General features: G+C 38.2%; 7 protein-coding genes. 6 read left to right on the forward strand and 1 reads right to left on the reverse strand.

The genetic code is table 11. The annotated features are described in order from the left end of the window. The first annotated feature begins 37 nt into the window (after nucleotides 1–37). A complete protein-coding gene (locus tag ACKPEB_RS10870; protein ID WP_408964906.1) occupies nucleotides 38–1,132 on the forward strand; it encodes a response regulator in 1,095 nt (364 codons plus the stop codon). A gap of 54 nt (nucleotides 1,133–1,186) precedes the next feature. Further along, a complete protein-coding gene (locus ACKPEB_RS10875; protein ID WP_408964907.1) occupies nucleotides 1,187–8,335 on the forward strand; it encodes a PAS domain S-box protein in 7,149 nt (2,382 codons plus the stop codon). Nucleotides 8,336–8,342: 7 nt separating this feature from the next. On the opposite strand, the gene ACKPEB_RS10880 is transcribed toward ACKPEB_RS10875, so the two are convergent. Beyond that, the gene (locus ACKPEB_RS10880) at nucleotides 8,343–9,353 is read right to left on the reverse strand and encodes a hypothetical protein (protein ID WP_408964908.1); all 1,011 of its coding nucleotides are present in this window, start codon (nucleotides 9,351–9,353) and stop codon (nucleotides 8,343–8,345) included. Nucleotides 9,354–9,486: 133 nt separating this feature from the next. Here ACKPEB_RS10880 and pdxA point away from each other — a divergent pair, with 133 nt between their 5' ends. The 4 genes from pdxA (at nucleotide 9,487) to moeB (ending at nucleotide 13,498) form a co-directional block, all read left to right on the forward strand. Further along, entirely contained in the window at nucleotides 9,487–10,524 is a 1,038-nt protein-coding gene (gene pdxA / locus ACKPEB_RS10885) for a 4-hydroxythreonine-4-phosphate dehydrogenase PdxA (RefSeq protein ID WP_408964909.1), read from the forward strand. A gap of 5 nt (nucleotides 10,525–10,529) precedes the next feature. Further along, nucleotides 10,530–11,726 carry an MFS transporter gene (locus tag ACKPEB_RS10890; RefSeq protein ID WP_408964910.1) on the forward strand — a complete coding sequence of 399 codons (1,197 nt, stop codon included), beginning with the start codon at nucleotides 10,530–10,532 and terminating at the stop codon, nucleotides 11,724–11,726. 35 nt (nucleotides 11,727–11,761) lie between these two features. Next, complete coding sequence (locus tag ACKPEB_RS10895) at nucleotides 11,762–12,238, forward strand: Mov34/MPN/PAD-1 family protein (RefSeq protein WP_408964911.1); 477 nt, start codon at nucleotides 11,762–11,764, stop codon at nucleotides 12,236–12,238. A gap of 87 nt (nucleotides 12,239–12,325) precedes the next feature. Then, a complete protein-coding gene (moeB, locus tag ACKPEB_RS10900) occupies nucleotides 12,326–13,498 on the forward strand; it encodes a molybdopterin-synthase adenylyltransferase MoeB (protein ID WP_408964912.1) in 1,173 nt (390 codons plus the stop codon). Nucleotides 13,499–13,513: the final 15 nt, after the last annotated feature.

Consider the following 13,513-nt stretch of genomic DNA (forward strand, 5'->3'; position numbering starts at 1 on the left):
TCAATTTTAATTAAATGAAAATGCTGAGGATATTAAAATGACTAAAATTCTAGTAATTGAGAATGAAGAATCCATCCGAGAAAATATCGTAGAACTTTTAGAACTTGAAGATTTTGAAACCTTGTCTGCTGAAAACGGGAAAATCGGCTTAGAAATTGCTCGGCAGTCTCATCCTGATTTAATCTTGTGCGATGTCATGATGCCAGAATTAGATGGTTATGGGGTAATCGAAGAACTACGAAAAGAACCACAAACCATGATGATTCCCTTTATTTTCTTGACCGCAAAAGCGGATAAATCCGATATCCGAACTGGGATGGACATGGGGGCTGATGATTATTTAACCAAACCCTTCACCCCTGTGGAATTGTTAAAAGCCATTACAACACGACTGGAAAAACAAGCAACGGTTCAAAAATTATCTCAACAACAATTAGATGAACTGCGGAGCAATATCACCCATTCCCTTCCCCATGAATTAAGAACCCCTCTCAATGGGATTCTAGCTTCAACAGAATTTCTTTTGACTGAATTAGACTCAATGGATACCGAAGAAATTCGGGAAATGATTGAGCAAATTTCCTTATCCGGTCAACGGTTGTATCGGTTGATCATGAATTTTCTCATCTATGCTGAATTAGAACTCATTGGTACCGAAGCTCAACGGATCACGATCTTACGTCAATATCAAACGAACTCCGCCAAAACATTAATTACCGGACAAATCATCAAGCAAGCACAAGAAGCTCAACGGGAGAAAGATATCTGCCTAGATTTAGAAGATGCGCCGATCGCCATGGCAGAAATCCGACTTAAAAAAGTGGTGGAAGAATTAGTTGATAATGCCCTTAAATTTTCGTCTCTAGGAGATCCCATTGAAATCAAAGGATTTGTGAAGGGAAAACAATTTATTTTATCCATTCAAAACACCGGACGAGCCATGACAGCCCAACAAATTGCTCAAATTGGTGCCCATATGCAGTTTGAACGCAAACTTTATGAACAACAAGGCTCCGGCTTAGGGTTAGCCATCGTCCAAAAGCTGATCGAACTCCATCAAGGTCAACTCATGATTGAAAGTCCAACTTCCAACCAAACCCTCGTGACCGTTTATTTACCCCTCGGAAATTGACGGTTATCCCCGATCTCCTACTCCGCTTGCCCCCCTACTCCCCCAGACCCTGCTATGGAACCTAACTCTTACATTCCAACCCTGAATCAACTTCTCGATGAGGCTCCGATCTGCGTTACTCCTGAACAGCCTGTTTTAGAAGTGATCAAGCAGATGGATGATCACCCCTGCTATCCAGCGAGTTATGCCGTTGTGCAACAGGGAAATCAGTTAGTGGGGATTTTCACTCAACGAGATGTCATCAACTTGATCAGTTCTGGCCAACCCTTGGCAGATCTGAAGATTGAATCTTGTATGACAACGGAGATGGTGGTCTTAAAGCAGGAGGAATATCGGGATTTTTATAGCACCCTTGCGTTATTACAGAAGGAAAAAATTCATTATCTACCCGTTGTTGATCACCAAGGACAATTACAGGGAGTCATTACAAAGGAAACCCTGCGTCAAATGCTGCAACCGATTAATTTATTGCGGTTGCGTTCCGTCGCAGAAGTCATGACTACCCCAGTGATGCAAGTTTCCCCATCCACACCGTTGCTAGAGGTGGCGAAACTTCTAGCACAGCATCAAATCAATTGTTTAGTAGTCACCGAAGATCGTCATCCTTCCTTAGACATCAGCACCCAAGCCGTCAAGTTTCCGATCGGTTTGATCACAGAACGGGATTTACTTCATTTTCAAACGTTAGGTCAAGATATCTCCAGAGCCACCGCCATTAACGTGATGAATCAACGCCTGTTTACCATTCATCAACACGATAATTTATGGCGAGCTAACCAGCAAATGCAATCATCACGGGTGCAGCGATTAGTTGTTACGGGAAATCAGGGAGAGTTATTAGGAATGATTACCCAAAACCATTTGTTGCGTTTATTTGACCCGGCTGAATTAAATGCTGTCATTACTTTTTTAGAGCAGAACATCCAAAGTTTGCTGATTACTCAACAAGAACTTCTGGACGAACAGGAACAAATCATTGAACAACGGGTACAACAACGCCTACGGGTGGAGGCGAGCCACCATGGGTCTCTACAACCCATCACCGGAACCTCACCGCCTACCCCTCCACCACAAACTGACACCCAATTCGGACAAGCACACCAACACTTAAGCTTTCACGTTGACAATTTTCCCTTAGCCGTCATTGAATGGGATGAACAATTTCGGGTGAAACGTTGGTCTCCCCAAGCCGAAAAAATCTTCGGATGGAAGTCAGAAGAAATTCTAAATCGTCATTGGAATCAGTGGGAGTTTGTCCATCCAGAAGATTTAGAACAGGTGAATGGGAGCGCCTCTCGGTTGCTTCAGGGTCAGGAAAGCGGGAATATCTGCTGTAATCGCAACTACACAAAAGCCGGGTCAATCGTTTATTGCGAATGGTACAACTCTACTTTAAAAGATAAATCTGGGCAAGTTGTTTCTTTTTTATCTCTGATTCAGGATATCACCGCCCGTCAAACCTCCCAAAAAGAACTCAAGCGTCGTGCCCGACAGCAGCAGGTGATTGCTGAATTAGGCCAATATGCCCTTTCCCAAAATAGCTTAGATGCTCTCTTAGAAAAGGTGGTTTCTCTGGTTGGACAAACATTAACGATCTCCTATGTTCAAATTTGGGAATTACTACCCAACGAAAACACCTTTTTGTTAACCGCCGGATCAGGTTGGCGTTCCGGTTGTGTGGGACGAATCACCGTTGGCAATGGTCGCAGATCCCAAATCGGTTATACCTTATTACAGAAAGAACCTATCATCGTTGATGATTTACGAACCGAAACCCGTTTTAGTGGCTGTACCCTGTTTTATAATCATAATATTGTCAGTGGTGTTAGTGTTTTAATTGCTGGGAAAGAAAAGCCCTTTGGAGTCTTAGCAATTCATGCTGAAGATCAGCGTTACTTTACCTCCGATGAAATTAGTTTTTTACAAGCCATTGCTAATATTATTGCTTCCTGTGTCGAACGACAACAAGCCGAAGAAGAATTAAACCGATTTTTCAATCTTTCTTTAGATGTCTTTTGTATTGCTACCACCCAAGGATATTTTAAACGAGTGAATCCTCGAATGTTGAATTTATTAGGATATTCCGAAGCCGAACTCTTTCAACAATCGTTTTTAAGCTTAATTCATCCTGATGATTTAGATAATAGCCTCTTACAGTTAGAAAATTTATCACTAGGAATTCCTAGCCAAAATTTTGAAAATCGATATCGATGTAAAAATGGTTCCTATCGGTGGTTCTCGTGGACAGCAATGCCCTTTGATGAAACCCAATATTATGCCGTCGCTCGTGATGTCACTGAAAATAAACGTACAGAAGCAGCCTTAAGAAAAAGCAAAAAACGTTATGCCACCTTAGCAGAAATTTCTCCTGTCGGAATTTTTCACTGCGATCGCTCAGGAAATTATTTATATGTTAATCAACGGTGGTGTGAAATTTCTGGACTCACGCCAGAACAAGCGTTAAAACAAGGTTGGATGCAAGCTATTTATCCAGAAGATCAAACAACAGTCACCGCAGAATGGGAACGACTCCGCACCCCTTCAAATCAAAGCAGTCGAGATAGCTCTCCACAACAGATTCAGTTTTGTTGTGAATATCGGTTTCAGCGTCAAGATGGTCAAATTACCTGGGTTTTTGGTCAAGCGGTGGAAGAATTAAACGATCAAGGCGAAATTATTGGTTATGTCGGAACCATTACGGATATTAGTGCTCGAAAACAAGCTGAAGCCGAGTTAAAAACCCTCAATGAAGAGTTAGAAGTTCGGGTGGCTGACCGTACCACAGAACTGAGTTTTATGAATGAAAAATTGCACCGCCAAGTCCTAGAATTAAAGACTATAGAAGCTCAATTAGAAAATAAAGCTTATCAACAAGCTATTATTGCAGATTTAGGTCAGAAAGCGTTATCAGAAATGAATTTAGTGTCTTTAGTGAATGAAATTGTGCTTCAGGTTTCCCAAGATTTAAATGTAGAATATTGTAAAGTTTTAGAATACAATTGTGAAGGAGGTTTCTTAACCTTAGCCGTTTGTGATGAAACTCATCAAAATTATACCCTTCTCAGTCATGAACCTCTAGTTTTAAAACCCTTTAACCCATACAACTCAAACTTTCCAGAGAGTAGCCAATCTAGGCAAGATTTAAAAAACAATCCTCTTCAGAATGATCACTTGAATGTCTTAAATCAAGGAGTTTGTATTCCAATTATAGGTCAGAACTATCATCATTTGGGACAGGTAGAAATTTATGGAAAAAAACAACAACTGTTTAGTGAAGATGATGTTAATTTCTTGCAAAGTGTCGCGAATATTTTAGCAACTGCAATAGAACGAAAACAAGCGGAAGAATCTATCCGCCAGAGTGAACAACTTTATCGGTTAATGGCTGATCATTCAACGGATTTAATTAGCCGTCATACCCCCGAAGGGATTTATCTTTATGCTTCTCCCGCTTCCCGTTCCTTATTGGGGTATGAACCCGAAGAGTTAGTGGGACGTTCAGCCGATGAATTGTTCCATCCAGAAGATCTTGTGAAAATTAATCGTCCCCATCAAAGTTTAATAGAAAGCCCAGATATTAATACAATCGTTTATCGGATTTTGCGGAAAGATCAACGATATGTCTGGTTTGAAACAACTCAAAAAATGGTACGAGATGAAACAGGAACCATTCAAGAAATTGTTTCAGTTTCACGGGATATCACCGCCCGGAAACAAACGGAAGAAGCGTTACGATTTAGTGAAGAACGGTTTAAAATTACGCTAAAAAATTCTCCTATTGTGGTGTTTAATCAAGATTTAGAGTTGCGATACACCTGGATTTATAATCCCGCAGGAGGATATGCACCCGAAGCCGTGATTGGAAAATTGGATTGTGATATTTTTTCCCTAGAAGATGCGATTAAACTGACTCAACTTAAACGACAAGTCTTAACTACAAAAGTGGGTTTACGAGAAGAAGTGATTACCCATACCCAGCAAGATATTCAATGCTATGATTTAACCATTGATCCCTTATTTGATTTAGAAGGAAATATTATTGGGATTACAGGAGCCGCATTAGATATTACCGATCGGAAAAAAGCTGAATTAGAACTGCAAGAAAGTCAACGATTTATCCAACGGATTACGGATGCAAGCCCTAATATTTTATATATTTATGATTTAATTGAAAATCGCAATATTTATGTGAATCAAGAAATCACTAAACTTTTAGGATATACGCGAGAAGAAATTTTAAAACAAGGGAAAAATATCTTTCCTGATCTAGTTCATCCAGAAGATTACTCCCGCCTCAAAAATTATTATCAAAAATTTAGCACCGCCAATGAAGATGAAATTTTGGAGTTTGAATACCGCATGAAAGATAGCGAAGGACATTGGCATTGGTTTGTGAGTCGAGACACGGTTTTTGCTCGAACTTCTGATGGAAAACCGAAACAAATTTTAGGGGCTGCAACGGATATAACGGAAAGAAAACGAGTTGAAGAAAGATTACGACTGAGTGAACGAGCGATCGCCTATAGTAGTAATGGAATTGTAATTTCTGATGCCCGACAACCCGATTATCCGATTGTTTTTGTTAACCCCGCATTTGAAAAAGTAACGGGGTATTCTGGCAAAGAAGCCATTGGTAAGAATAGCCGATTTCTTCAAGGGACGGATGATAATCAGTCACAATTAAAAAAAATTAGAAAAGCCTTAGCACAGAAAAAAGACTGCAATGTTATCTTAAGAAATTACCGCAAAGATGGATCTTTATTTTGGAATAAATTAAATATTTCTCCGATTTATGATGATGAAGGGAATCTCACCCATTATTTAGGAATTCAAAATGATATTACCGAAATCAAATTAGCTGAGGAACGTTTAGGTCAGCAAGTCATCCGAGAACGATTAATTGCGACGATTACCCAACGCATTCGAGAATCTCTAGATCTGAAATCCATTTTATCGACTATGGTGACAGAAGTCAAGCAATTTTTAAAAGCGGATCGGGTATTAGTGTATCGAATTTATCCTGATCATAGTGGAAGCGTCATTGCTGAAGCCGTTAATCCTGAGTGTCCTTCCCTGATAGAACAAATCTTTTCTGAAGAAATCTTTCCTCCCGAATGTCATCAACTATATATTCATGGAAAAATCACATCCATTGCTAATATTAAAAAGAGTCATCTATCTGCGTGTTTAGTAGACTTTTTAGAGACATTTCAAGTTCAAGCCAAAGTTGCCGTTCCAATTATTGAAAATGAAACGTTATGGGGTTTATTAATTGCCCATCAATGCAATCAATCTCGACAATGGGAAGAGTGGGAAATCTCCCTCCTGCAACAAATTACCAGTCAACTTGCAATTGCAATTCAACAATCAGAATTATATGAAAAATTACAAACCGAATTAAAAGAACGTTCTCAGGCAGAACAAGCTTTATTAGTGAGTCAAATACGATTACAATATTTATTATCTTCTAGCCCTGGAATTATTTATAGTGCTAAACCCAGTGCAGAGTATGAAGCGACATTTATTAGTGATAATATCAAGACCCTGTTAGGATACAATGTTTCTGAATTTACCCAACCGGGATTTTGGTTAAATCATATTCATCCAGAAGATATTGATAAACTGACTAATCAAGATAGATCAGCTTTGTTTCAACAAGGATATGCAAGTTACGAATACCGATTTCAACATCAAGACGGCACTTATCATTGGATGTATGATCAAGGTAAATTAATTCGAGATGCAGAAGGAAATCCTTTAGAAATTGTGGGTTATTGGATTGATATTAGCGATCGCAAACAAGCGGAAGAACGCCTCAAAGCCACCAATGAACAATTACAAGCTGTATTAGATGCTGTTCCTGGGTTTGTGTCTTGGATTAGTGGGGATTTACATTATTTAGGCGTTAATCGACATCTGGCTAATACCTATCATTTACAACCTGAAGACTTTGTTGGTCAGCAAATTGGATTTCTCAAGGGAAGTCATGAATTCGCTAAATTTATGGAACAATTCATGACTGAACCTTATCTGAAAACCAGTGAAGTTACCCTAGAAACTCGAATTGAAGATGTAACTCGTTATTATTTACTAGCGGCTCAAAAATACAATCAAGATCAATCGGCAATTTTTATCGGAATTGATATTACAGAACGGAAAAGAATTGAAGAACAATTATTGGCAACCACTTCTCGATTAACTGCCTTAATTGAAAATTTACAGTTAGGCATTTTAGTTAAGGATGAATTCCAGAAAATTGTCTTAACCAATCAAGCTTTTTGTCGTTTATTTAAAATCAATGAATCTCCCGAAAAACTCAGGGGGATGGATGGCTCTTCTTTTTCCTTTGAATATAAAAATATTTTTACAGATCCCACACAATTTATTCTGCGAAATCAAGAGGTAATGCGAAGAAAACGAGTGGTTGTCAATGAAGAACTTTCTTTAGTGGATGGACGCACTGTAGAACGAGATTATGTTCCAATTATAATTCAAGGAACCTCTCAAGGACATTTGTGGATGTATCGGGATATTACCGAACGCAAAAAAGGTGAAGAAACTTTGGTAACATCCTTACGAGAAAAAGAAGTTTTACTCAAAGAAATTCACCACCGAGTTAAAAATAACTTACTGGTTGTTTCTAATCTTTTAGAATTTCAATCGGATTATGTTCAAGAACCGGAATTAATTAAGGTTTTAGAAGATAGTCGCAATCGCATTTATTCCATGGCATTAATTCATGAAAAACTGTATCGTTCAACCAATTTAGAAAAAATTAATTTTGCCGATTATTTAGAAGACTTAATTGATAATTTATTTGAATCCTATAATATCCAAGATGGTCGGATTCAGTTTGAACTCGATATTGAACCAATTGGTTTAAATATTGAAACGGCTCAACCCTGTGGTTTAATCGTAAATGAACTGGTTTCTAATACTTTAAAACACGCTTTCCCCAATGGTCGTTCAGGAATTGTTTATCTCGGACTACATCAAGAGGAAGATGAAAAAATTATAGTCACCGTTCGAGATAATGGGGTCGGTTTTCCCGAAGGAGTAGATTTTAGAAATGTCGAATCTTTGGGAATGGAATTAGTTTGTACCCTGACTGAACAACTGGAAGGAACAATCGTCCTCAACCCAGAAAATGGAACTTTATTTACCGTTAGCTTTTATGAACTTCAATATCGACATCGATTATAGAAAAGTGTTAATTTTGGTTTGTGGGTGACTCTGATTTTGAGGGTTTTGATCCGGTATTACGAACGTTAATTAATTTGTTGAGGAGATCGAACCAAAAGGAAGAACCCATGGAAATTGCGATCGCTGTTAATCCCCATCCTATTAAAACTTTAATCATATTAAAAGCTAATATATTGGGTGGTGAATTAAACTGTTGATTTAGGTTCGATGCACCCCAACCTAATGGTAAAGAGGAGAAATCAAATAAATAGGAATAAAGGAAATTTTCTTTTAAATCTGGACAGAATGTTTCCAAGTCAGGTTTTGATTGTAAACAGTTTTTAAGCGCTGAAGTTTCATCTTGAGTTAATATAAGATTAATCGTTTGGCTGAGATTTTTCTGGACAATAGGCTCTTGAAATAAACGATTGGCAATATTTAACGTATCTGCATTTAATACAATAGCAGCAATCAATCCAATCAACAATGTAATGAATTTAACTTTTCGTTTATAAACCCCTGATGCTCGAATCATCGATTGTTCAAACCAATCACTAATAGCTTTTTCTAAGGGTTCAATATTGGTCGATTCTCTCGCTTCGTTGCTGGCTTTGACGGCTAAAATTTTAAACAATTTAATTTGATCCGTATCAAAAACAGTTTTAATCGGTTCAGAATCAATAGCTTTAATAAAATCTGGAATCGTCAAACTATCAAGTTTGGGTTGTACCCCAGACTGTTCTAAAATGACACTGATTAGAGCTAACGCAAAGGTTGAACTAGGAAGATAAGATGGCCCGATAGAGCTTTGATTAATTTGTTGTTTATAATCTTTCCAAGACTTAATTAACGGATGTTGATACAGTAATTCTGTGGCTGTATTTCCTAAAATTAGTTGAATAGAACGATATAAATTTTCTGCTCTCCAGTCAAAAACAGAACTGGCTAATAATTCTTGGATTTCTGAAGTTAATAAACTCAAAAGTAAATAAATAAAAAATAAGCCAATGACAACATTAAGGGTTGAGGGAATATCCATAAATTCAAGGTTAATTTCAAAAAATTCTGGCTCAGGATTAATTTTAGCTGATTCTTACCTTGTCCTATGCCTTTTCGATCTACAATATAGGAAACAATGAAGAAAAAGCCATGAAGGGCTAACTCATAAAATTATGTCTCAATCTAAACCATTACCTCGTTTAGCCATAACATTAGGTGATCCATCAGGTATTGGGCCAGAAGTCGTATTAAAAGCTTTAGCTAATCCGTCATTCCATCAAGAATGTGATTTAACGGTGGTGGGAAACGAGCAGATTTTACAACAAACCTATCAACAGTTAAAGCAACAAGGGTTTCCTTCAGCCAAACCTGAACAATTGCAGGTGATTCATGTAGAACCTGAACCTACATTACCCCCTCTCAAAGTTGGAGTGGGAAATCTTACCAGTGGAGCCTTAAGTTTTCAATATTTAGAGATAGCAATTAATCAAGCTTTAAAAGGCGAATTTGATGGAATTATTACAGGGCCAATTTCTAAAAATTTATGGAATCTAGCGGGTTATAATTACCCAGGACAAACGGAATTTTTAGCCGAAAAAGCTAAGGTTAAACGCTTTGGAATGTTATTTGTTGCCCGATCTCCCTACACAGGTTGGACGTTAAGAACTTTATTAGCAACGACTCATATTCCGCTTTCCCAAATTTCCCAAACCCTAAACCCCGAATTAATGAGTTTAAAATTAGGGTTATTAGTAGATTGTTTACGTCATGAGTTTGGATTAGAAAATCCTCGAATTGCGGTAGCAGGATTAAATCCTCATAGTGGAGAAGATGGACAGCTAGGAACAGAAGAAAAACAGTGGTTAATTCCTTGGTTAAATCAACAACGCGATCGCTATCCTTATCTTCAATTAGATGGCCCGATTCCCCCCGATACCCTGTGGGTTAAACCGGGTCAAGCTTGGTTTAATTTAGGAAAAAATGCCCATGATGCTTATTTAGCATTATATCATGATCAAGGGTTAATTCCTGTTAAATTAATGGCATTTGATCGGGCAGTCAATACCACCATTGGTTTACCGTTTATTAGAACTTCTCCTGATCATGGTACAGCCTTTGATATTGCGGGAAAAGGCATTGCAGATGCGTCAAGTATGAAAGCAGCTATTGATTTAGCCATAGAATTAGTGAAGAATCGCAGGGAGAATTAATTCAGATGTCTCAATCTCAATCTCCCCCGTCTGTTCTTTGGTTTCAGTTAATTGGATTATCTTTAATTCAAGGAGCGATCACCTTAACTTGGTTATTATATCGATTATACTTACCTCAGTTATTAGCTGATTTTGGATTTGCGGGATTATCCGCCACAATTTTAATCATTGAAAATGCGTTAGGCATTATTCTTGAACCCGTGGCGGGGAATTTTTCTGATCGTCAACGATACTGGATGGGAACCCGTTTTCCCTTCATTAGTTTAGGAGTAATTTTAGCTTCAGGTTTATTTATAGCAATTCCCACTTTTTTTATTTTTGGTCAATCTTTTAAAAACCTTTATTGGATCTTCCCCGTTTTATTAATCCTTTGGTCAGTTGCTATGGCTCTTTTTAGAAGTCCAGCGACGGCTTTATTAGCTCAATATGCCATTGATACAAAACTTCCCCAAGCCATGAGCCTTTTAATTTTTGTTGGAGGAATTGTCGGGGCAATTCGTCCCATTTCTAGTGAATTTATTCTGAGTTTAGGAGCAGGAATTACCTTTACTTTAGGCTCGATCGTTTTATTAAGTTCTGTTGGGATTTTAAGAGCATTTAATCCAGATTTAACCGTTTTTTCTCCTGTTGATAACTCTCAAAAAAAATTATATTTAAAACACCTAATTTTAATTGGAATATTAGGATTTTTTATGGCTTTAGCCACACGGCTCCTCTTAGGAGAATTTGCTCCAAAAGTGATCCAAAGTTTAGGGGTCAATGTCAAATGGATGATGTTTACCGGATTACTTCTTTTAGCGTTTGCATCTATTCCAGCCGGATTAATTGCTGTTAAAATAGGAAATCATAAAGCCACATTAATTGGATTAATTGCAACGGCTGTTTTATTAGTTCCTCTCACCTTTATTTCCCATCCTATTTTATTTTTATTGATTTTATTGCTAATTGTCAGTTATAGTTTCGTTGCTAATGGTATAATTCCCATTGCGTTTTCCTTAGTTCCTTCTCAAAAAGCAGGATTAGGAATTGGAATTTACTTTGGAGCTTTTTCTTTAGCAATGGCTGGATATGATTTAATTGTCAAACAACCTGGAAAAGTGAATCTATTTGTTAGTTCTGCATTGGGAATTATGTTTTTTTTAACCCTGGCTATTGTGATCAGATTAATTCCAAAATTAACTTTTTCTAATCAAACAGTCTAATTTTAAATATATTAGTAATTACTCCTATTAATCCTATGGCAACATTAACCCTTTCTCAACAGCATTTCCAAGCCATGATCACCCATGCGAAACAAACCTATCCTCATGAATGTTGTGGTTTAATGATGGGCAAAATTAATGAAAACGGGGATAAACAGTTAGTAGAAATTATCCCAACCAAAAATGCTTGGAACGCCGAAACATCTCAAAATTTTGAAGTGATAGAAACCTTACAAAAAACTGTAATGACAACAGAACATTACTTTACAATTTCCCCTCAAGAAATGCTAAAAGCGCAAAAAGAAGGACGCGATCGCAATCTGGTTATTATCGGAATCTATCATTCCCATCCTGATCATCCAGCCATTCCCTCAGAATTTGATCGCATTTATGCGTGGTCAGGGTATTCTTATGTGATTATTTCTGTGGAAAAAGGAAAAGCAACCGACCTGCAAAACTGGAGTTTAGATGATGAGCACCAGTTTCAACCTGAAGAATTAATAAGAATTTAACCGTTACGCCGTCACTCGACTTATAATATATACTTTTGACGACCAAAAACCCCTCCAGGGGTAGGTTATTTTTTTGTCGAAATTGCTATGCTAAATCCGAATCTGGATGAAATCCAGTTAACGAAAGAAGACTACGAACGTTACTCCCGCCACTTGATTTTGCCAGAAGTCGGTCTGGAAGGTCAGAAACGCTTGAAGGCGGCGAGCGTTCTGTGCATTGGAACCGGGGGACTCGGTTCGCCATTACTCCTGTATTTGGCGGCGGCGGGAATTGGACGCATCGGAATTGTGGATTTTGATGTCGTTGACCATTCCAACTTACAACGCCAAATTATTCACGGGACGTCCTGGGTAGGAAAACCCAAAATTGAATCGGCGAAAAACCGGATTTTGGAAATTAACCCCAGTTGTCAAGTTGACCTCTACAACACCCGCATTAGTTCAGAAAATGCCCTTGACCTGCTACGACCCTATGATGTGGTTGTAGACGGAACTGACAATTTCCCAACGCGATATTTAGTCAATGACGCCTGTGTGTTGTTGAACAAACCCAACGTTTACGGGTCAATTTTCCGGTTTGAAGGTCAGGCGACGGTGTTCAACTATGAAGGGGGGCCTAATTACCGTGATTTATACCCCGAACCCCCACCACCCGGAATGGTTCCCTCCTGTGCAGAAGGTGGCGTTTTAGGCATTTTACCCGGAATAATTGGGGTGATTCAAGCCACAGAAACCGTCAAAATTATTATCGGAAAAGGTCGAACCTTAAGCGGACGGTTATTGTTATACAACTCCTTAGATATGACGTTCCGTGAGTTAAAATTACGTCCTAATCCTGAACGTCCGGTGATTGAAAAATTAATTGATTACGAACAATTCTGCGGCATTCCCCAAGCAAAAGAACAGGAGGCAAAACAGAAAATGGATATTCCTGAAATGACCGTTCAGGAACTTAAGCAATTAATCGATAGTGGGGCCGATGATTTCATGTTAATTGATGTGCGTAATCCCCATGAGTATGAAATTGCTAAAATTCCAGGTTCGATGTTAATTCCTTTACCAGATATTGAACAAGGAAAAGGCATTGAACAAGTTAAAGAACGGTTGAATGGTCATCGTTTAATTGCCCATTGTAAATCAGGAATTCGGTCTGGAAAAGCGTTAGGAATTCTCAAAGAAGCTGGCATTGAAGGAACTAACGTTAAAGGCGGAATTTTAGCTTGGAGTCGAGAAATTGATTCTTCTGTTCCTGAATATTAAACCGATGAAATTGTA

Origin of the sequence: Planktothrix sp. (genome assembly GCF_046067725.1) — a bacterium.
Taxonomy (GTDB): Bacteria; Cyanobacteriota; Cyanobacteriia; order Cyanobacteriales; family Microcoleaceae; genus Planktothrix.

Coding starts and splice junctions, on each gene's coding strand:
- ACKPEB_RS10870 (WP_408964906.1), top strand. CDS start 38: ATGACTAAAATTCTAGTAATTGAGAATGAAGAATCCATCCGAGAAAAT.
- ACKPEB_RS10875 (WP_408964907.1), top strand. CDS start 1,187: ATGGAACCTAACTCTTACATTCCAACCCTGAATCAACTTCTCGATGAG.
- ACKPEB_RS10880 (WP_408964908.1), bottom strand. CDS start 9,353: ATGGATATTCCCTCAACCCTTAATGTTGTCATTGGCTTATTTTTTATT.
- pdxA (WP_408964909.1), top strand. CDS start 9,487: ATGTCTCAATCTAAACCATTACCTCGTTTAGCCATAACATTAGGTGAT.
- ACKPEB_RS10890 (WP_408964910.1), top strand. CDS start 10,530: ATGTCTCAATCTCAATCTCCCCCGTCTGTTCTTTGGTTTCAGTTAATT.
- ACKPEB_RS10895 (WP_408964911.1), top strand. CDS start 11,762: ATGGCAACATTAACCCTTTCTCAACAGCATTTCCAAGCCATGATCACC.
- moeB (WP_408964912.1), top strand. CDS start 12,326: ATGCTAAATCCGAATCTGGATGAAATCCAGTTAACGAAAGAAGACTAC.